This is a genomic window from Rhizobium sp. CB3060, assembly GCF_025200735.1.
GTDB lineage: Bacteria > Pseudomonadota > Alphaproteobacteria > Rhizobiales > Rhizobiaceae > Rhizobium.
The window spans coordinates 525425-545177 of sequence record NZ_CP104158.1; the positions used below are offsets into that span (position 1 = coordinate 525425).

General features: G+C 59.3%; 24 protein-coding genes. 10 read left to right on the forward strand and 14 right to left on the reverse strand.

All coding sequences use genetic code 11. From position 1 onward, the window contains the following. Positions 1–184: 184 nt before the first annotated feature. Both N2601_RS02555 and N2601_RS02560 read left to right on the forward strand, forming a co-directional pair. A complete protein-coding gene (locus N2601_RS02555; protein WP_104822247.1) occupies positions 185–430 on the forward strand; it encodes a type II toxin-antitoxin system ParD family antitoxin in 246 nt (81 codons plus the stop codon). A gap of 1 nt (position 431) precedes the next feature. After that, complete coding sequence (locus N2601_RS02560) at positions 432–740, forward strand: type II toxin-antitoxin system RelE/ParE family toxin (protein ID WP_104822248.1); 309 nt, start codon at positions 432–434, stop codon at positions 738–740. A 42-nt stretch (positions 741–782) separates the two neighbouring features. Here N2601_RS02560 and N2601_RS02565 read toward each other — a convergent pair whose 3' ends face one another. Both N2601_RS02565 and N2601_RS02570 read right to left on the reverse strand, forming a co-directional pair. Continuing rightward, entirely contained in the window at positions 783–1268 is a 486-nt protein-coding gene (locus tag N2601_RS02565) for a peroxiredoxin (RefSeq protein WP_104822249.1), read from the reverse strand. 84 nt (positions 1269–1352) lie between these two features. Further along, the gene (locus N2601_RS02570; protein ID WP_445944980.1) at positions 1353–2180 is read right to left on the reverse strand and encodes a protein-disulfide reductase DsbD domain-containing protein; all 828 of its coding nucleotides are present in this window, start codon (positions 2178–2180) and stop codon (positions 1353–1355) included. 140 nt (positions 2181–2320) lie between these two features. Between N2601_RS02570 and N2601_RS02575 the strand changes: the two genes are divergently transcribed. The 3 genes from N2601_RS02575 to N2601_RS02585 all read left to right on the forward strand — a co-directional run bounded on the left by N2601_RS02575 (position 2321) and on the right by N2601_RS02585 (position 4422). Beyond that, positions 2321–2926 (forward strand): YqgE/AlgH family protein, encoded by a 606-nt coding sequence (locus N2601_RS02575; protein WP_104822251.1) that lies wholly within the window; start codon positions 2321–2323, stop codon positions 2924–2926. A 95-nt stretch (positions 2927–3021) separates the two neighbouring features. Next, the gene (locus N2601_RS02580; protein WP_104822252.1) at positions 3022–3213 is read left to right on the forward strand and encodes a CsbD family protein; all 192 of its coding nucleotides are present in this window, start codon (positions 3022–3024) and stop codon (positions 3211–3213) included. A 153-nt stretch (positions 3214–3366) separates the two neighbouring features. Then, a complete protein-coding gene (locus tag N2601_RS02585) occupies positions 3367–4422 on the forward strand; it encodes a zinc-binding metallopeptidase family protein (protein ID WP_104822253.1) in 1056 nt (351 codons plus the stop codon). 80 nt (positions 4423–4502) lie between these two features. Here the strand turns inward: N2601_RS02585 and N2601_RS02590 are convergent, their stop codons facing one another. From N2601_RS02590 to thrC, 4 genes are read right to left on the reverse strand one after another with little or no spacing between them, the layout of a single operon-like run. Then, positions 4503–7415, reverse strand: a complete 2913-nt coding sequence (locus N2601_RS02590; protein ID WP_104822254.1) for a sensor domain-containing phosphodiesterase — start codon at positions 7413–7415, stop codon at positions 4503–4505. Next, complete coding sequence (locus N2601_RS02595) at positions 7412–8026, reverse strand: GNAT family N-acetyltransferase (protein ID WP_104822255.1); 615 nt, start codon at positions 8024–8026, stop codon at positions 7412–7414. Before N2601_RS02595 ends, N2601_RS02590 begins: the two co-directional genes overlap by 4 nt. Before the next feature lie 50 nt (positions 8027–8076). Beyond that, positions 8077–9375, reverse strand: a complete 1299-nt coding sequence (locus N2601_RS02600; RefSeq protein ID WP_104825008.1) for a M16 family metallopeptidase — start codon at positions 9373–9375, stop codon at positions 8077–8079. A 20-nt stretch (positions 9376–9395) separates the two neighbouring features. Then, a complete protein-coding gene (gene thrC / locus N2601_RS02605) occupies positions 9396–10793 on the reverse strand; it encodes a threonine synthase (protein WP_260303401.1) in 1398 nt (465 codons plus the stop codon). 313 nt (positions 10794–11106) lie between these two features. On the opposite strand from thrC, the gene N2601_RS02610 reads away from it, so the two are divergent. Continuing rightward, positions 11107–11745 carry a hypothetical protein gene (locus tag N2601_RS02610; RefSeq protein WP_104822257.1) on the forward strand — a complete coding sequence of 213 codons (639 nt, stop codon included), beginning with the start codon at positions 11107–11109 and terminating at the stop codon, positions 11743–11745. Between the two features lie 173 nt (positions 11746–11918). Here N2601_RS02610 and N2601_RS02615 read toward each other — a convergent pair whose 3' ends face one another. Both N2601_RS02615 and N2601_RS02620 read right to left on the reverse strand, forming a co-directional pair. Beyond that, positions 11919–12611 carry an HAD family hydrolase gene (locus N2601_RS02615; protein ID WP_104822258.1) on the reverse strand — a complete coding sequence of 231 codons (693 nt, stop codon included), beginning with the start codon at positions 12609–12611 and terminating at the stop codon, positions 11919–11921. A 193-nt stretch (positions 12612–12804) separates the two neighbouring features. Next, entirely contained in the window at positions 12805–13239 is a 435-nt protein-coding gene (locus tag N2601_RS02620) for a MarR family winged helix-turn-helix transcriptional regulator (RefSeq protein WP_158704418.1), read from the reverse strand. Between the two features lie 97 nt (positions 13240–13336). Here N2601_RS02620 and N2601_RS02625 point away from each other — a divergent pair, with 97 nt between their 5' ends. Further along, positions 13337–14005 carry a GntR family transcriptional regulator gene (locus tag N2601_RS02625; RefSeq protein ID WP_104822260.1) on the forward strand — a complete coding sequence of 223 codons (669 nt, stop codon included), beginning with the start codon at positions 13337–13339 and terminating at the stop codon, positions 14003–14005. 64 nt (positions 14006–14069) lie between these two features. Here N2601_RS02625 and N2601_RS02630 read toward each other — a convergent pair whose 3' ends face one another. Beyond that, positions 14070–14792, reverse strand: coding sequence for an ArsR/SmtB family transcription factor (locus N2601_RS02630; RefSeq protein WP_104822261.1), 723 nt, complete (start codon positions 14790–14792; stop codon positions 14070–14072). 71 nt (positions 14793–14863) lie between these two features. Here N2601_RS02630 and N2601_RS02635 point away from each other — a divergent pair, with 71 nt between their 5' ends. Next, a complete protein-coding gene (locus tag N2601_RS02635; RefSeq protein ID WP_104822262.1) occupies positions 14864–15193 on the forward strand; it encodes an NIPSNAP family protein in 330 nt (109 codons plus the stop codon). Continuing rightward, entirely contained in the window at positions 15190–15582 is a 393-nt protein-coding gene (locus N2601_RS02640; protein WP_104822263.1) for an antibiotic biosynthesis monooxygenase family protein, read from the forward strand. The genes N2601_RS02635 and N2601_RS02640 overlap by 4 nt, the downstream gene beginning before the upstream one ends. On the opposite strand, the gene N2601_RS02645 is transcribed toward N2601_RS02640, so the two are convergent. Beyond that, positions 15535–15813 carry a HepT-like ribonuclease domain-containing protein gene (locus tag N2601_RS02645; protein WP_260303403.1) on the reverse strand — a complete coding sequence of 93 codons (279 nt, stop codon included), beginning with the start codon at positions 15811–15813 and terminating at the stop codon, positions 15535–15537. The genes N2601_RS02640 and N2601_RS02645 overlap by 48 nt on opposite strands. A 68-nt stretch (positions 15814–15881) precedes the next feature. Next, the gene (locus tag N2601_RS02650) at positions 15882–16178 is read right to left on the reverse strand and encodes a nucleotidyltransferase family protein (protein ID WP_104822265.1); all 297 of its coding nucleotides are present in this window, start codon (positions 16176–16178) and stop codon (positions 15882–15884) included. A 144-nt stretch (positions 16179–16322) separates the two neighbouring features. Between N2601_RS02650 and N2601_RS02655 the strand changes: the two genes are divergently transcribed. Then, positions 16323–17453, forward strand: coding sequence for a site-specific DNA-methyltransferase (locus N2601_RS02655; protein ID WP_104822266.1), 1131 nt, complete (start codon positions 16323–16325; stop codon positions 17451–17453). 171 nt (positions 17454–17624) lie between these two features. Here N2601_RS02655 and N2601_RS02660 read toward each other — a convergent pair whose 3' ends face one another. The 3 genes from N2601_RS02660 to mutY are packed head-to-tail and all read right to left on the reverse strand — an operon-like array spanning position 17625 to position 19721. Beyond that, the gene (locus N2601_RS02660) at positions 17625–17990 is read right to left on the reverse strand and encodes a nuclear transport factor 2 family protein (protein ID WP_104822267.1); all 366 of its coding nucleotides are present in this window, start codon (positions 17988–17990) and stop codon (positions 17625–17627) included. Between the two features lie 4 nt (positions 17991–17994). Continuing rightward, positions 17995–18609, reverse strand: a complete 615-nt coding sequence (locus N2601_RS02665; RefSeq protein WP_104822268.1) for an HAD family hydrolase — start codon at positions 18607–18609, stop codon at positions 17995–17997. Continuing rightward, positions 18606–19721, reverse strand: a complete 1116-nt coding sequence (gene mutY, locus N2601_RS02670) for an A/G-specific adenine glycosylase (RefSeq protein ID WP_104822269.1) — start codon at positions 19719–19721, stop codon at positions 18606–18608. The genes N2601_RS02665 and mutY overlap by 4 nt, the downstream gene beginning before the upstream one ends. Positions 19722–19753: the final 32 nt, after the last annotated feature.

The window sequence follows — 19753 nt, forward strand, 5'->3', positions numbered from 1 at the left end:
TTCCATAATGTAATAACATTACGCTTGTAAAGGGCAGAATGCGGCGAAAAAGAGGCGGGTGGTGAGCATATGTCATTCATCGCTGGCAAACGTGTTGCGATTTGCACCGATGCAGCCGAATGCTATATACTGCGCATTATGTGTTATCTGGCTAAGGACCGAAACTGCAAGAAGGATGATCCCTATGAACGTCTCGATTGGTGATCGTTGGGAAAAGTTCATCGAAAAAACAGTCGAAGAAGGGCGCTACAGCTCTGCCAGCGAGGTCGTCCGTGAAGGTCTCCGTCTTGTAGAGGAGCGTGAGGCGAAAATCGCATCGTTGCGGCTCACCCTGGAGGCATCAATTGCGAGCGGGGGCGACATATCTGATGAGGAGCTGGATGCATCGCTGGATGCGGTGGAAGCCCAGCTAAAACAAGAAGGCTATTGATGTGCCGCGCATTCGGTATCTAGCGAGCGCCAGAGCCGATTTCGATAGTATCTATCGATATATCAGACAAGAAGGCGGGAGCGCAGAAAGCGCTCGAAATTTTATCGGCAGACTTCGTGGCAAATGTCGTAATTTGGCAGAGCTACCTGGTCAAATGGGTCGTGCAAGACCGGAATTGCTTACCGATGTTCGCAGTTTTGCATTTCGCGGCTATGTGATCTTCTTCCGCTACGTGGATGATGTTTTTGAAGTTGTGAACATCATCGAAGGTCATCGAGACCTTGAAAGTCATTTCGACGGGGATCGCTAGTGCGAACAAAGGGCGCCCGCATGGCGCCCTTTGTTTTTTCGTTTAAAGCTGCCCGATCATCGCTGCGGCACCCGACACGGTTGCCTGGCCGGGGCTTTCCTCGATGTTGAGCGTCTTCACCACGCCGTCTTCCACCAGCATAGAATAGCGCTTCGAGCGGACGCCGAGGCCGCCGGCGGAAAGGTCGATATCGAGGCCGAGCGCCTTGGCGAAAGAGGCGTTCCAGTCGGCGAGGAAGTGGATTTTCCCCATGCCGCCGGAGGATTGCGCCCACGCGCCCATGACATGCCAATCGTTAACGGCAACGACAGCGATGTCGTCGACGCCCTTTGCGAGGATAGCATCACGGTTTTCCAGATAGCCCGGCAGATGGTTCAGCGAGCAGGTCGGCGTAAAGGCACCGGGGACGGCGAAAAGCACGACACGCTTGCCGGCAAAAAGCTGTTCGGTGGTCAGTTCCACCGGGCCGTCGGCGGTCTTTTCCTTGAAGGTGGCGGCAGGCAGTTTATCGCCGATAGCGATGGTCATGGCACTCTCCTTGGGGTCGCAATTTAGGGCGGCTGAACCGCCGCCCTTTGAGTGAAAATGGTCGGGCGAAACTATAGATCCGCGCTATTCGAACGCAAGCGTGGTTTCCATGGCGCGTTCACCGTCGATGACGAGGATGCCCCAGCTTTTGCCTTTAATATCGTAATTCTTCGGAAGCTTGCCGATCGCGATGTCGGTCGCAAAAGTCCTGCCGTCGCGTGTGCCGTTGGCCTGTTTGAAAAAGACATACCCGGACGGGCCGGTGACATAGATCAATGGAGTGCTTCCTGTTGCCTCCGGCAGCGTCAGGCGCAGTGAAAGAGTTTTTGCATCGGGCGAAAGTTGGTGATTTTCGACGGCAAAATCCGAGGAAGGAGCCTGCGGCAGCGACGCATCGGCGGCATCCAACAGGGCTTGTTCGTGCGGCGTCGATTGGCCGGCAGCCGATAACGGCAGAGAGAATTGGGTCTGGAAGGGAATACAGATGTCCTTGCAGAGTCCGATGAAGGCGGTGAGGTTGAGTGTCACCGGCTGTTTGCCGTTGACACGGAAATCGAGCGGCAATGTCACCGGCTCATCATAGCCGATTTCCTGGATCTTGCCGACGACGATCGGTTTGGGCGTTGGGTAGCTGGTTTTTTCCAGCGCAATGCCGCCATCGGGCGCCGGGTTTACCTGCGGCGCAATTCCGCTTTCGCCGGGTTCGCGCCAATAGGTGATCCAGCCGGGTGCAGGCTCGATCTGCAGAGCAGCACGGATATGGCCCTGAGCATCCGGCGCCAGCGCCACCAACCGCATGCGCCCGCCCTCGTTGTTTGCCCAGTCGCTCATGGCGGCATGGGCGGTGCCGTCGGTCAGCGTTGCGGCGGTCAGCATTGTCAACAATGGGATAAAAGAGAGTTTTCCGGTCATGGAACAAGGATTTACCGGATGGCGCAGGCCTGTGCCAGAACGGCGCGAAAAAGAAATGATCATTTTCAGTTGATTGATTTATGACATTGCCCCATCTTCTTTTCGAGGGGCGCAGTTACAGACTGCAGTCAGGAGGTACGATGTCCCTATCGACGCTGAAGAATAGAAGCGAAAGAGGTTTTCTCGACGGCCAGTTCCTGATTGCCATGCCTGGTATGGAAGACCGGAATTTCAATCGCACAGTGATCTATATCTGTGCTCATTCCGCCGCCGGCGCCATGGGCTTCGTCATCAATCGTGCGCAGAACCTGACCTTTACCGACGTGCTGCTGCATCTCGAAATGATCAAGGATGACGACGCTATTCTTCTGCCGCCGGTCGCCCGTGATTTCCCGATCCAGACCGGGGGCCCGGTCGAAAGCGGCCGCGGCTTCGTCCTGCATTCTGATGACTATATCAGCGACAGCAGCATTCCGGTGAGCGACGATATCAGCCTGACGGCGACCTTGGACATCGTGCGCGCCATCTCCAAGGGTGGCGGGCCGCGGCGCGCTACCATGCTGCTCGGCTATGCCGGTTGGGGCGCGGGTCAGTTGGAAGCGGAAATCAGCAATAATGGCTGGCTCAACTGCCCGGCCAATGAGGAGCTGATCTTCGATCGCAGCCTTGACGATAAGTATGAACGCGCCCTGGCCTTGATGGGCATCAATGCCGCCATGTTGTCGCCGCATGCGGGGCATGCCTGAGCCGTCCACGCCCTTGTGGAACGAAATATTGTTAATGACGTTTCCTTGTCACCGCACCGACAACTCCGCCGGTGCTGAATGAGGAGGCGTTCGCTATGGGCAGCATGAGTGACAAGGTATCCGGCAAAGCCAACGAGGCGGCTGGTAAGGCCAAACAGGTTGCCGGCAAGGCTACGAAGAGCAAGAGCATGCGCGCCGAAGGCACGGCCCAGAAGGCCAAAGGTAAGGCCCAGGTAGCTGTTGGCAAGGCCAAGGATAAAGCCAAGGGCGCAGTAGACCGCATGTAATCCAGCGGTTCGGTATGCGACAAGTCAAGTGCTGCGCCCTTTCGCGTGCCGTCAAACGCGCGGCGCAGTAAAAGAGCCTGTCACGAATTCGCGACAGGCTCTTTTTATGCTCGTCTTTTATACCCGTCGTGGCCAAGTTTTGGAGAGCTTTCCATGAGGCTTTTCGCCTGCGACCATTGTGGCCAGCCAGTGCATTTCGATAACCGGCAATGCGTGCGCTGCGGCTATCAGCTCGGCTTTGTTCCCGAGCGTCTTGCGATGTATGCACTGGAGGCTGATGAGGTGCCGAATTGGCGTCTTGTTGCCGAGCCGACGCGTATTGTCCGCTTCTGCGCCAATGCCACGCTCGATATCTGCAACTGGATGGTCGAAGCCCAAGACCCCGACCCCTTTTGCATTGCCTGTCGTCATAACCGGCTGGTGCCGAATACGGATAGCCAGCAGGGTATAGACCGTTGGCGGCGCATCGGCCAGGCCGAGCGGCATCTGTTCTATTCACTGTTGCGCTGGAACCTGCCGCATCCCAATCGCCAACAGGATCCCGAGGGTGGGCTGGTCTTCGACTTCCTCGAGGACGAGGTGCAGGGCGGCACCGTTGTGCCGGCGACGACCGGCCACGAGGAGGGGCTCATCACCATCCGCGCCGCTGAGGCCGACGATGTGACACGCGAACAGGCACGCACGTCGATGAACGAGCCTTACCGCACGCTGCTCGGCCATTTTCGCCACGAGACCGGCCATTTCATCTGGAACAAATTGATCCGCGACCGCAATCGGTTCGACGCCTTCCGCGCCGTCTTCGGCGATGAGCGCGTAGATTACGGCGCGGCCCTGCAGCAACACTACGACCAAGGCCCGCCGCCGAATTGGCAGGAAAGTTTTATCAGCGCTTATGCCAGCGCCCACCCCTGGGAAGATTTTGCCGAATGTTTCGCGCATTATCTTCATATCGTCGACACGCTGGAGACCGCTCGCTCCTTCGGCTTGGTGGTCGATCCCCGTGGCTATCACGAAATGGCGGTGGAGGTGGATTTCAATCCTTACAAGGCTGAGAGTGCCGAACAGCTCGTCAGCGCCTGGATACCGCTGAGCGTCGCGATCAATTCCATCCAGCGCAGCATGGGGCAGCCGGATTCCTATCCCTTCATCCTGTCGCCCCCGGTCGTGACGAAGCTGGAATATATACGGCAAGTGATTGGCGAAGCATGATTTTGCCCTCTCTCCAAAGGAGGAGGGCGTCTGAAGCGCGAGCGCTGTACAAACCTTTCCCAGGCGTGGGAGGTTATCGGCTACGCGCGCTTCGTCAGCGGAAAGCGTTCCTTCAGCAGCCGCAGCACCGAGTCCGAGCCCATGGGCGGGCCGAAGATGAAGCTCTGGCCGTAGGCGCAGCCCATCTTGGCGAGTTCCAGCGCATCCTCTTCCGACTCGATGCCTTCGGCGACGACGCGCATGTTGAGCTCGCGGGCCATGGAGATCACCGAACGCAAAAGTACGGCTTTCTTGTCGCTTTCATCACGCACCATCGCCTTGTCGAGCTTGATCGTGTCGAACGGGAAGCGGGTGAGATAGGAGAGCGAGGAATAACCGGTGCCGAAATCGTCAAGCGCCAGGCCGATGCCGGCTTCGCGCAGCTTGCCGAGCACGAGGCGGGCCTGTTCCGGATTCTCCATCACCTGCGATTCCGTCAATTCGAGCTTGATGCGGTTCGGCTCGCAATGGGTTTTGGCGAGCAAGGCGCGGACATCATCGTAGAGCTCGTTGTTGAGGAGCTGCACGCTGGACAGATTGATGGAAACGAAGAGAGGCAGGTCGCCGGTCTGGCGCTGCCAGGCCATCAGGTCGTTGGTCGCCTGCTCCATCGCAAACATGCCGAGCGGGCCGATAATGTCGGAAGCCTCGGCGATCGGGATGAATTCCGACGGTGGAATATTGCCGCGTTTCGGATGCTCCCAGCGCATCAGCGCCTCGAAACCGGCGACTTCGGCATCTTCCAGCCGAACGATCGGCTGATAAACCAGCGACAGTTCCTTGCGTTCGACGGCGCGGCGAAGATCCGTTTCAAGCTGCAGACGGTCGGTGCCAAAGCTGCGGAATGCAGGCTGAAAAGGCTCGACGCGATTGCCGCCGGCGCGCTTGGCGCGGTACATAGCGAGTTCGGCATCGCTCAAGAGACCCATAGCGCTTTCCTGCTGGTCGACCCAGGACGTCAGTCCGATCGACGCCGTCAGGATGATTTCGCGGTTGGCGAAATTGATCGGCACCATGATCGCCTTGCTGATGGCGTCGGCGAAATCGGCGACCTTGGCCGGGTCGCGCTCGGAAACGAGGATCAGGCCGAACTGATCGCCGGAAAGCCGCGCCAGCGTGTCCTGCGGCTTCATCAGGCGGCGCAGGCGCCGCGTCAGCGCGATCAGGATATTGTCGCCGGCAGCAACGCCAAGCGTATCGTTGACCAGTTTGTAGCGGTCGATGTCGATCACCATCACCGTCGGACGCACCTGATTGCCTTCCGGCGCCAAGGTGAGAACGGCCTGCAGGCGGTCGATGAAGACCTGGCGGTTCGGTAGGCCGGTCAGATTATCGTGCAGCGCGTCATGCAACAGCCGCTCGATCGAGTTTTTCTGCTCGGTGACATCGACGACGGTACCGACGCAGCGGATGATTTCGCCGTTCGAGCCAAGCACCGGCCGGGCGCGGATCGACAGCCAGTGGAAATGCCCGTCTTCGGCGCGAATGCGGAATTCATGATTCAGCCGGCCGCGGCGGTGTTCGAGGAGCACGTCGAGCGTCGCGCGAAAACGATCACGGTCGTCGGGGTGCAAGCGCGGCAGCCAGTTGCGCGCCGCGCCATGCATGGTGCCGGGCGACAGGCCAAGTTTCATCGAGATATCCGGCGTCGTCACCACGCGGTCGCGTGCCACGTCCCAATCCCAAACGGTATCGCCGGAGCCGGTGAGCGCCAGGGATTGCCGCTCGAGATCGGAAAACAGACCCTGCTGAAATGCGCCGCCGGCAAAGGCATGCTGCATCACCGTGAAACCAATCAGGAGCACGATCAGAACGAGGCCGCCGCCAAGCGCCGGCTGGATGATGTCGTTGTCGAGCTTGCCCGTGATCGTCATCCAGGCGCCGAACAGCCAGACCAGGATCAGCGCCCAGGCGGGCACCAGCAGAATGGCGCGGTCATAGCGGCTGAAGCCGAGATAGATGATCAGCAGCAGGCCCGCCGTTGCCGTCAGTGCCAGCGATAGCCGCGCGACGCCGGCCGCGATCGACGGATCATAGATCGCGACGCCGAAGAGAAGCGCGAGACCGAGCACCCAGGCAAGGGTCACATAGCCCAGATGCGCATGCCAGCGATTGAGGTTCAGATAGGTGAACAGGAAGATCACCAGGCTCGATGCGAGCGCCACCTCCGCACAGGCGCGCCATATTCGCTGATCGCTGGAGGTGATGCTGATGAGTTTGCCGAGAAAACCAAAATCGACGCAAATATAGCCGAGCACCGCCCAGGCAAGCGCCGCTGTCGCTGGCAGCATCGAAGTGCCTTTGACAACAAAGAGAATGGTCAGGAACACCGCCAGCAGACCGGCAATGCCAAGCACGATGCCGCGATAGAGCGTGAAGGCGTTGACCGTGTCCTTGTAGGCGTTCGGCTCCCACAGATAGAGCTGCGGCAGGTTCGGCGAGGAGAGTTCGGCGACAAAGGTGACGACCGCGCCGGGGTTCAGTGTGATGCGGAAGACATCCGCCTCGTCGCTCGGCTGCCGGTCGAGAGCAAAGCCTTCGCTCGGAGTGATCGCGATGATGCGTTGCGAGCCGAGATCCGGCCAGAACAATTTCGAATTCACCAGACGGAAGTGGGGTGCGACGATGACGCGCTCGAGCTGCTCTTCCGAGACATTGGCGAGCGCAAAGACGGCCCAGTCGCCCTGATGGTTCGGCGACGAGGATCGTACCTCAATACGGCGGCGAATACCGTCGGCGCCAGCGGCGGTGGAGACCTGGAAGGCCTCGCCTTGATTGGTGTAGATCTCGGTCGTCGCCGTCAGGTCAAGCGCGGTATCGTCGCGCGAAATCTTCACGGGTTCGGCTGCATGCGCCATGCCTGCAAGAAGGAACAGCATAGCAGCCGCGAGCGTCGCGACGATCGCGGACAACCATTTCGTCAACGGCGGGGCAGGCGGGAGATCGGCCGTCATCGCTTGTCGGATTTTCTAATCGGGTCGGCGTCGGACGCCAACCGGGAAAACATCACGTGATCACGCCACTGACCGTTAATTTTTAGATAACCGCGCAAATGACCTTCTCGCTGGAAACCGGCCTTTTCCAAAAGCCGCATGCTACGCTCATTATCCGGAATACAGGCTGCTTCAATACGGTGCAACTCAAGTCCGGAAAAGATATAGGGTATAACCAACTGAAGTGCGGCGAACATATGGCCCTGGCCTGAATGCCGCTCACCCATCCAATAGCCAATCATGCAGCTTTGTGCAGCGCCACGACGGATGTAACCGATCGTAATGCCGCCGAGCAAGGTCATATTCTCTTTAAGGAAAATAAAAAGTGGAATCGCCTGACCGGAACTGTATTCCTGTTTTCCCCTGATAACACGGGCGCGGTAGGCGCCCTCGGTCAGTTCGTCATGTCGCCAGGTCGGCTCCCAGGGTTCCAGGAAGCGCCGGCTTTCGGCTCGCAACCGGTGCCATTGATTGAAATCGGAATAGCGTGGCAGACGCAGCAGATAGGTCGCGTTTTCGAGTTCAACCGCGTCCGGATGACGTGACAGAAACCGAAAGACCGATTTTTGCATTCCGCCCAGTACTCCCCGGAAGATTGAACCCATCGGCGCGCGATGCGGTTTTAGCCGCTCGCGCTTATGGAGGCTGGGGTCGACGATGATAAGGATGTCACGATATCTTCCATCGGCGCCAACTGCTCCAAAGGCCCGATCGCCGACAGCGTCGGCACCGTGTCGAAGAACAGGCGGCCGGCAAGATCCGTCAGCCGATCGATGGTAATGCCCTGCAACCGTTCCAGCATTTCCTGGTTCGGGATCGGTCGGCCGTAGAGCATCATCTGTCGCGCGATCTGGCCGGCGCGCGCCGCCGGGCTTTCCTGACCCATCAGCAACTGCGCGCGGATCTGGGCGCGGGCACGCTCGATTTCCTGCTGTTCGATCTTGTGGGAGGATTTGTGCAGCTCGTCGACGATGACCGGCAGCAGCTCCGGCAGGTTTTCGCCGCCGGTCGCGGCATGGATGCCGAAAATGCCGGTGTCGGAAAAGCCCCAATGGAAGGCATAGACGGAGTAACAGAGCCCGCGGAATTCGCGCACTTCTTGGAACAGCCGTGAGGACATGCCGCCGCCGAGGATGTTGGCAAGGATCTGCGAACAATAGAAATCGCGCGTGTGATAGGCGCGTCCCTCGAAGCCGAGCAGGATCTGCGCATCCATCAGGTCGCGCGTCTCGCGGATATTGCCGCCGATATAACGCGCAGGCTCGATGACGGGCGGCGCCGACGGCTGTGTCGGCAGGGTGGAGAAGCGCTCTTCGACCTGGCGCACGAAGCTTTCGTGATCGACAGCGCCCGCGGCCACCACGAACATGCGGTCGGTCGTGTAGTTGCGGCTGAGATAACCGCGGATTTGTCCCGGCGTGAAGGAGACGACGGTTTCCGGCGTGCCGAGAATCGCCCGGCCAAGCGTCTGGCCGCGATAGGCGACTTCGGAAAATTTGTCGAAGACCACATCGTCGGGCGTGTCGTTTGCAGCGTTGATTTCCTGCAGGATGACCTGCTTTTCGCGCTGCAATTCATCCTCGTCGAAAGCGGATTCGGTCAGGATATCGGCGAGGATATCGACGGCGAGCGGCACATGATCCTTCAGCACGCGGGCATAATAGGAGGTTGTCTCGGTCGACGTGGCGGCATTGACCTCGCCGCCGACATTCTCGATTTCCTCGGCGATCTCACGCGCCGTGCGACGGGCCGTGCCCTTGAACGCCATGTGTTCCAGCAGATGCGCGATGCCGTGTTCCGCTTCGGTTTCATTGCGCGAACCCGATTTGATCCAGACGCCGAGTGCCACGCTTTCGAGGTGTGGCATCGTCTGGGTCGCTACTGTCAGCCCGGACGCAAGCCGGGTGCACTCCACTGTCATCGTCTGTCTTTCTGCGTTTATCATTCCCCCGCCCGGGCATGTTTGCCGATGAAAGTTTCAACGGCTTTCAGCTCGGGATCGAGGACGTCGAAACGCTCCTCCCTGTTCATCAGTCCAGCAAGCCACGTCGGAAGCGCCGGGTCAATACCACACGCCGATTTTACTGCGGCGGGGAATTTTGCCGGATGTGCGGTCGCGAGCGTCACCATCGGGCTCGCCGGCTTCTCGTTTTTCTCCGCCACAAAGACGCCGATGGCGGTGTGCGGGTCGATCAGATAGCCGGTGTTGTCGAGTGTTTTGCGGATCGTCGCGGCGACCTGTTTTTCGCTGGCGCGGCCGGCGCGGAAGTCCTTCTTGATGGTCTTCAGAGCGCTTTCGCTGATCGAAAAGCCCTTCGATTGTTTCAGGCTTTCCATCGCGGCGCGCACCTTCGACGCGTCGCGGTCATGGGCTTCGAACAGCAGCCGTTCGAAGTTGGAGGAGATCTGGATGTCCATCGACGGCGCGGTGGTGGCCTTGACCTCGCGCATCTCGTAGCGCCCGGTTTTCAGCGTGCGAGCCAGGATGTCGTTCTCGTTGGTGGCGATCACCAGCCGGTCGATCGGCAGGCCCATGCGCTTTGCGACGTAGCCGGCGAAAATATCGCCGAAATTGCCGGTCGGAACGGTGAAGGAAATCTTCCGGTCGGGGCCGCCGAGCGCGACGGCAGTAGTGAAGTAGTAGACCACCTGCGCCATGATGCGCGCCCAATTGATCGAGTTGACGCCCGAAAGCTTGACGCAGTCGCGGAAGGCGGTGTCGTTGAACATGGCTTTGACCAGATTCTGGCAATCATCGAAATTGCCGTTGATCGCCAGCGCATGCACATTGGCCGCCGTCGAGGTGGTCATCTGCCGTTGCTGCACCGGCGAGACCTTGCCATGCGGGAAGAGGATGAAGATGTCGGTGCGTTCGCGTCCGGCAAAGGCATCGATCGCCGCTCCGCCGGTGTCGCCCGAGGTGGCGCCGACGATGGTTGCCCTTTGCCCGCGCTTTTCCAGGGCATAATCCATCAGCCGTGCGAGCAACTGCATGGCGACATCCTTGAAGGCAAGCGTCGTGCCGTGGAAAAGCTCCATCACGAAGCTGTTCGGACCTGTCTGCACCAGCGGCGTCACGGCGGGATGGCGGAAGGTGGCATAGGCTTCATCGATCATGCCGCGGAAGACGTCATCCGGAATTTCGCCGTTGGTGAAAGGCGACAGCACGGCGAAGGCGACGTCCTGATAGCTCTTGCCACGGAAAGCGCGAATCTCTTTTTTCTTAAGCGTCGGCCATTCACGGGGCACATAGAGCCCGCCATCACGAGCAAGGACGGCCAGAAGGGCGTCGCAGAAGCCAAGGGCAGGGGCTTCTCCCCGCGTTGAGATATAGTCCACGGTCTAGAATTCCTTTGGTCGCAAAATTGCCGGAGTGGTGAGGTGAGAGAGTAAAAGAACGAAGCGATGGCAGCCCGTCTTTTTGCGTCGGATCAGCCGCGTGGTTTTCGCGTTTGCGCAATGCCCGCACGGCTCCGTCCGGTGGGCGGCGGCTTGCGCCAATCTGTCGAGGTCGAAAAGTGAGCCAAAACGGTGCCTACCCAATCGATTTTTCGCTGCGCCGCTGGTATAGACCATCGCCAAGTGTCATAAAAGGCCCGTCGAACAGGCTGCAGGCCGATAATGTAAATTATTGCAGAGGGTGGAATATATAGTGTTTGGCAGGGTTTCGCGTCGTCTTTTTTCCGCTTCGCTTCTGGCATTGTTGGCTGGTTGTAGTTCTCTTGGTTTCGGCGGTAGCGACAAGCAGACCGGAACGGATGTGACGGTGGCGCCGCAGGCAGTGGCGGGCAATCCATCCGCCGCCAGCCCCGCGCCGCAGGTGACCGGCGGCCAATCCTATGTCGCCGGCAAATGCCCACAAGTCGTCATCCGCGATGAGGCGTCCAGCTACCGCACCTACGCCAAGGGCGCCAAGGACGATCCGAACCAGTTGACCTATCAGGCATCGCTCGCCCAGGCGACGCGCCAGTGCACGACCGACGGCACCAGCCTCAGCATCAATATCGTTGCGCAGGGCCGTCTTGTCGCCGGCCCGGTGGGCGGCCCCGGCAAGGTGACCATGCCGATCCATGTCGCCGTCATGGACAACAACACCGCGCTCTATAGCAAGACCGTCAATTTCACCGCCGAAATCCCGCCGGGCGAAACCACGACGCAGTTCCTCTTCACCGACAACGACATCAACGTCGCCGGCGGCTCCGGTGGCTTCACGGTTGTTCAGATCAGCTTCGATCAGGGGCCGCAGAAAGCCGAAAAGGGCCAGAAGCCCGTTCGCAAGAAGCATCAGTAGGGTTGGGATCAGGCAGTAGGCAGTAGGCAGTAGGCAATAGGCAGTAGGCAGTAGGCAGTAGGCAGTAGGCAGTAGTAAAAGGTCACCTTGTCCTTGCTACTGCCGGCAATATAGCTGCAACATCTATTGCCTATTGCCTATTGCCTATTGCCTATTGCCTATTGCCTATTGCCTCACAAAACCCCTTCCCACTCCGCCAGCGCCATGACCACGCCGGGCAGATCCATCATCCGGGCGATGACCGTTTCCGCACCCGCATCCGTCAGCCGGTCGGCATGCGAAGGGTAGGTGTGCGAAGCGCCGGTGAAGCCGATGACACGCATGCCGGCGGCACGCGCTGCTTGGACGCCATGGACCGAGTCTTCGACGACGATGACGTTGGCCGGCGGAACGTTCATCTGCTTGGCACCATGCAGGAAAATATCCGGCTTCGGCTTGACGCGATCGGCACCGAGATCCTTGGCGGAATAGATGTGCGGCGCAAACAGTTCCTTGTAGCCGACCTTGGAAAGCATCATGTCAATCCGCGCGGAGCTGGAATTCGAGCAGATGCAACGCGGCATTGGCAGGCGCGACAGGGCAAAAGGAACGCCCGGGATAGCCTTGACGTCATTGGCGAGCCGCAAGTCGAGTAGCTTCTCGGACTTGTCGAGCAGCGAAGCCGAGAGCGGAATGCTCGCCTCACGCTCGACTTCGAACAGAATGTTCTGCCAGGTCATGCCGGAAAAACGCTCGCCCATTTCTTCGGCGCTGATCGGGTAACCCGCTTCCGTCAGGAGCTTGGATTCAACATCCGCTGCGATGATTTCCGAATCGACCAGAACGCCGTCGCAGTCGAAGATGATGAGATCGAAGCCATTGCTCATGAGAATACACTGCCTTTGAAGGGGCTCTGGATTGGCATGGCCTTGTGCAAAACCGCTTCGCACTTTTTGGGGCCTGCTCTGAAATGGATCGTGCGGCTTTACACGATGCTCCGGCAAAGCTCAACCAATGAGCAGACATGGCAGTAATGCATTGGCGGAAAGGATGGCCGGGGTTCGGGCGTGATTTGAAGGGTCAGCCGTGGTGGGTCATGTTGAAAAAGTCGCTGCGCAGGCTTTTTGCGTGCAGTTGGCCAACCTGCGACTCATATTCCTCTTGAGCCGCCCGCCAGCAGGGCTCCGCCTCTGCAATCTTGCTTTCCCCGGCCGGCGATAGCTCCAACAGCAGCCGACGGCTCCCTTCCGTTTCGGGCGCGCTGATGATCAGCCCCTGTTGTTGCAGCGGCTTTACGGCCCGCAGCAGGGTCGTGCGGTCCATTAGCATTGCTGCCGCCAGTTCGTTCATGGTCATCCGCTCATTCTGGCGGAGGAAATTCAGGAGTGAAAACTGAGTGCTGGTTATGCCGGTTGGCGCCATATGGCGCTCGTAGAGTTTCGAGACGTGCCTCGCCAGTTGCCGAGTCGCCAGGCAATGGCACGCAAGGGGACCAAGATCGTCTTCGGTTTGCATGAACTTACTATGCTTGTGCATATGCACCAAGTCAAGTTGTCACCGCGCTTGATCAGGATGGCTCGACAAGGCCGATCGTCATCTTTAAGGATCGGCCATGGCCAAAGAGCGCGACGACACGATTGCCAGCCGTATCAGCCGGGTGCTTGCCGACCGCATCATCCGCGGCGAGATCGCACCCGATGCGCGGTTGCGGCAGGATCATATTGCCGAGGAGTTCGGTGCCAGCCATGTGCCGGTGCGCGAGGCATTCCGGCGGCTGGAGGCTCAAGGCCTGGCGATCAACGTGCCCCGCCGTGGTGTCCGCGTCGCCTCCTTCGATCTCAAGGAAGTTCGCGAAGTCGCGGAAATGCGGGCTGCCCTCGAGGGGCTGGCGCTGAAGCATGCCGCGCAGCACCTGACGCCGGCAATTCTCGATGCCGCCGAAGAGGCGACGCGGGAAGGGGATGCGGCTGCCGATGTCCGCGCCTGGGAGGAGGCGAACCGCCGCTTCCACCGCCTGATCCTCGCGCCCTGCGGCATGCCGCGGCTGCTCGCATCGATCGACGATCTGCATGCCGCCAGCGCTCGCTTCCTCTTCTCCGCCTGGCAATCGGGCTGGGAAAAACGCACAGACCACGACCATCGCGCCATCCTTGCGGCCCTGCGCCAGGGGCGGACGGAGGAGGCTGCGTCTATCCTGCAGAAACATGTGCAGTGGATCGGCCGATCCCCCGTACGGACGCCCTCGGGTTCGACGCGCGAAGCTTTTGCGATCGTTGGGTAAATCATAGTTTGGATGTTCTGGCGCCGATGATGTTGCGCCCTTCATTGGAGCGACGTCTCAACACTCAGGCGTCGACACCGTCGCGTTCTTGGTTCGTCGCATCCGCGTCGATGGGAAAAAGCGCCAGAAACCGGCGTTCGCCTTCTGATGTAAACAGGATCGAGCGGCTGTTTTCCGATCGCCGCGCCCAGCCCTTGTCGAAGAAGTTGGAAAGCAGCGCCTTGCCGAGGCTGCCGGCGAGGTGCGCCCGGCGTTCGCTCCAATCGAGGCAGGAGCGGCAGAGCGGGCGCCGCGTCGAGCGCAGCCCATTCACATCAATGCCGATCGAGGTGAGATGCTTTTCGCCGCGCTCCGTCAGGCTCAAGCCGTCATCGAGAGCCGAGATCGCACCGGCCGCAATCAGGCTGTCGAGCATGCGCACACCGTAATCACCGGCGAGATGGTCGTAGCAGATGCGTGCCTTGCGAAGGGCCGGCTCTTTCGGACCGGGGCGGTGGCGCAGGTGCCCTCGCGTAGCGGCGAAGCCCATGATACTTTCGAGCAGCTTGCCGACGCCGTCATCGGCCAGCGCGAAATAGCGGTGCCGGCCTTGTTTGCGTTGCGCGAGCAACCCGCCTGCTTCGAGCTTCGACAGATGCGTGCTCGCCGTCTGCAGCGTGATACCGCCGGCCGCCGCCAACTCCGTTGCAGTCAGGGCACGGCCGCCCATCAGCGCGGTCAGCATATTCGCCCGCGCCGGATCGCCAATGAGCGCACCTATCTGCGCGATGTCAGGACCTTCCTTCATACTTCGATCGTAACCGAAGCATAGACGTCGCGCAATGTGCGACAACATCTCCATCACCAAAGGAGACAACCATGATCACCTGTTTCATCCGCTATGAGATCGATCCCTTCAAAAAGGACGCCTTTGCCGAATATGCCAGGGCCTGGGGCCAGGTCATCCCACGCAACGGCGCGGACCTCATTGGCTATTTTGCCCCGCACGAGGGCTCGGCGACGACCGCTTATGGTGTCTACAATGTCGAGAGCCTGGCTGCCTATGAAGCCTATCGCGCCCGCCTCGCAGCCGATCCGCTCGGCAAGGCGAATTACGATTTCTCCCGCCACGAACGCTTCATCATCAGGGAAGATCGCATCTTCCTGAAAAACGTGTCTCTACCGCACGGCCCAAAGGTGACGCCATGATCGCCGTCATTTTCGAAGTCATTCCCTATCTCGGCGAGCGTCATCACTATCTTGATCTTGCCGGCAAGCTGCGCGCAGAACTCGAAACGATCGACGGTTTCATCTCCATCGAACGCTTCGAGAGCCTGACACAACGCGGTAAGCTTCTCTCGCTTTCCTTCTGGCGCGATGAGGCGGCGGTCAAGGAATGGCGCAATCGTGAAACGCACCGGGCGGCGCAAAAGGCCGGGCGAGGGGTGATATTTGCCGACTATCGGCTGCGCATAGCCCATGTGGTGCGTGATTACGGAATGAATGAGAGGGAAGAGGCACCGGCGGATAGCCGCGCGGTGCATGACGAGCTAATCAACACCGAACCGCAGGCAAAGGGCATCAATAGCAATTTCTAGGGCCGGTAGCTCGTCGACGACCACGCCCCAGATGATCTGGTCGGATAGGCCATGATATTGATGACGCAATATGTTTCCTATGGTCTTGACTTGTTGCCACGGAATCTCCGGCCTCAGAGCTTTGATATCGTCGGGCATGGCCCGACTTGCCTCCGAAATGATTTCTATGGCGCGCTGGACGGCGTGTTGAAACAGCCAATCGCTACGGTAGTCGTCCAGTGTTTTTCCCATGGCGGCTTTGCTGATACCGCGGAGTTCTGCGCGTATGTCCTCGAGCGCGTGTCTAAATTCCCGCGGCATCAAAATACCCGCGTCGCCGAGCGTTCGATCGCCGGTCTCAGGCGGGGATGTAGCCCATCTCTGGTCGTAATGTCGACGGGCGCATGAAGATCTTCTTCGAGCAAGAACTTGATACTGATCAGATCGAAAGCATTGAAACGACTAGCCGGGTCATAGTCGACAAAAATATCCACATCACTCGATGGTTGCGCCTCATTCCGGGAAACAGAGCCGAAAAGGTAAAGCGACGTTGCACCGAGCGCCCGGATGGCGTCCGCGTTGTTTTTAAGCCGCGTTATCGTTTCGTTTCGGTCCATGAGAATGTTCTATCGCATTCGCTGTTATTTTTCTATGCCGCGAATAATTTCTCAAATCGCCCGCCGCTTTAGCCTTTGGTAACCAACTTAGGTAACCATAACACTCAGTTAATCGTATCGAGTAAGTGTAACAGCGAGTATCACATGGCGTCAGTTTTCCCGCTTGCCGACCTCAGGACTTCCGCAACGCCGGGCTCTTGGGTCGACACGATCATCAAGGGCGATTGCGTAGCCGCTCTTGAAGCACTGCCCACCCATTCCGTCGACGTCATCTTCGCGGACCCGCCTTACAATTTGCAGCTCGGCGGTACGCTGCATCGCCCCGATCAATCGCTTGTCGACGCCGTTGACGACGAATGGGACCAGTTTGCCTCCTTCGAGGCTTATGATGCCTTTACCCGCGCCTGGCTTCTCGCCTGCCGTCGCGTGCTGAAGCCGACGGGCACCATCTGGGTCATCGGCTCCTATCACAATATTTTCCGCGTCGGCGCTACGATGCAGGATCTGAACTTCTGGATCCTCAACGACATCGTCTGGCGCAAGACCAATCCGATGCCGAATTTCAAGGGACGTCGTTTCCAGAACGCCCATGAAACGATGATCTGGGCGAGCCCGAACGCCAAGGCCAAGGGCTACACCTTCAACTACGACGCCATGAAGGCCGCCAATGACGATGTGCAGATGCGCTCCGATTGGCTGTTCCCGATCTGCAGCGGCGGCGAACGGTTGAAGGATCAGGATGGCAAAAAGGCGCATCCGACACAGAAGCCGGAAGCCCTGCTTGCCCGCGTCATCATGGCATCGTCCAAGCCCGGCGACATCATCCTCGATCCGTTCTTCGGCTCTGGGACCACCGGTGCCGTCGCCAAGCGTCTCGGCCGTCATTTCGTCGGCATCGAACGCGAGCAGGATTACATCGATGCGGCCAGCGCCCGCATCGCCGCCGTCGAGCCGCTCGGTAAGGCGGAACTGACCGTCATGACAGGCAAGAAGGCTGAAGTTCGCGTCGCCTTCAACGTTTTGATCGAAAGTGGTCTCATCAAGCCCGGCCAGGTGCTGACGGATGCGAGGCGTCGCTACAGTGCCATCGTGCGCGCCGATGGCACGGTCGCCTCCGGTGGCGAAGCGGGCTCCATTCATCGCCTCGGTGCGAAAGTCCAGGGCCTTGATGCATGCAACGGATGGACGTTTTGGCACTTCGACGATGGGCATTCCCTGCGCCCGATCGACGACCTGCGTTCGATCGTCCGCAATGATCTGGCCAAGGTGGAATAATTCCAACTATTTCAGCGGCATAATCTTCTCCGAGAGCCTTTCCCGACTATCGGGATCGTGCCGCGGCCGGATCCGCATATCCGCCTTCTTCCGTCGAGTACCTCCAGTTAGGGAGGAAGGCGAGACGCCCAGGATTCTCGAATCCTGGGCGCCATTTTTTTGCCTGACGGCTTAGAATTCCTGATAGTCCGTCACTTCGACCCGGACGACGCGTCCGTCTTCGTCGAAGGTGATCGTCTCTTCGCCCTCGCGGATCAGCGGCTTACCGGTTTTGCTGTTCGTTGCCCGGACGGACCAGACACTCCGGCCGGAAAGCGGCGTCAGCGTTTCCACCAATGAATTGACTGCGGTTTGATCCGGATAGGTATCGAAATAGCCATGGAAGGCCTCCATGATTGCCTCGCGACCTGCGAGGCTGCCGACGCCGTTCGAGACATAGGTGGCGTTCTCCGCGAAGAAATCCTCGATTGCTTCGAAATCGAGCCTGTTGATCGCGTCATGAAAGAGGGTGATGCGTTCTGCCGGATCGAAAATCATGGGCTCAAACCTGGATGCCGTAGGCGGCGAGATCGCTGCGCAGCTTCGCGGCGCCGGTGAAATGGACTGCATTCCAACCCGCAGCTTTCGCACCTTCGACGTTGGCAAGCGAATCGTCGATGAAGATGGTCGAGGCCGGATCGAGCTCGAAACTTTTCACATGCGCCTCATAGATTGCAACGTCCGGCTTGATCAGGCCGATGTCGCCGGACACGGTGACGCCGCGCGGCTTGGAGAGGAAATCGAAGCGCGTCTGCGCTTCACGAAACGTATCGGAGGCAAAGTTGGTCAGCATGGTGACGTCACGGCCCTCGGCAATCAGCTTCTCCATGATGGCGACGCTATCGTCATAGGCATGCGGCACCATATCGTGCCAATATTTGCGGAAGGCACGGATCTGTTCCTCGCGCTCGGGATGGTCGGCGATCAGCAGCGCTTCGGCTTCTTCCCACGTCCGGCCGCGATCCTGCTCGATGTTCCATTCATTTGTGCAGACATTGGCGAAGAACCAGGTTCGCTCTGCTTCATCGGGGATGAGGCGGCCATAAGGAATGCTCGGATCATAGTGAAGAAGCACTTTGCCGATGTCGAAGACAATGTGCCGGATTTCCGTCGTCATGAATTATGTCCTGCCTTTTCGAATGTCTTGGTCTTTGTGAATGCGCGTGGAATAGCCTGAATGATCGCTTTTTTCATGACGGTGGGCAGCGCCTGGGCTTCAAGATTTGTAACCGGCTCCCACCATCCGTCATTGTGGGTAGTGTTCGATGCCACTTGAGCGCGATAGATCGATAGCCGCAGTTCGAAGTGAGTAAAGACATGCGTCACGCTCCCCGCCGCCTGCCAGTCGGCCGGGAAGGGGGCGGCCGCAGCACTGGTCTCGCCGTCAAGCCGTGCTGTCCAGCCGGTGGTAGGCACTTCGGTCATGCCGCCGAGCAGGCCGCTGGCGATGCGCCGGCGCAGGTAAATTTCACCATCGTCATTCACCGCCACAAAAGCGGCACCCTGGCGCATCGGCTTTTCCTTCTTTGCCGCTTTGACCGGAAAATGTTCGGGATCATGCAGCCGCAATGCCTCGCAGGCATTGTTGAAGGGACAGAGCGAACAGGCCGGCCGTTTCGGCGTGCAGATCGTCGCCCCCAGATCCATCATCGCCTGCGCGAAATCGCCGGGACGATCGGCTGGCGTCAGCAATGCCACCTTCTGCTTCATCAATGGTTTCGCGGCCGGCAATGGCGTGGCGATGGCATATAGCCTGGAGATAACCCGCTCGACATTGCCGTCCATGACAGCCGCCTGCCGGTTGAATGCAATGGCCGCGACCGCCGCTGCGGTATAGTCGCCGATTCCGGGCAAGGCCCGCAGCCCGTCCTCGGTGTCGGGAAACCGACCGTCATGTTCCGCCGCCACAGCCTCCGCGCATTTCTTCAGGTTGCGGGCGCGGGCGTAATAGCCGAGCCCGGCCCAGGCGGCCATGACATCGTCGGTGGGCGCCGCCGCAAGATCATCAACCGTCGGCCAGCGCTCCAGGAATTTGGCGAAATAGGCTTTGACCGCCGGCACGGTGGTCTGCTGCAACATTACCTCGGAGAGCCAGATATGATAGGGATCGGGCCGGATGCCGCGCGCTGCCATCGGCGGCGAGACGCGCCAGGGCAGGTCGCGGTGATGGCGGTCGTACCAGGCAAGCAGCTTTCCAGACAGGGAGGATATTTGCGATGAAAGGTCCATAATTTCCTTCGATCAAGCGATTACATCCAACT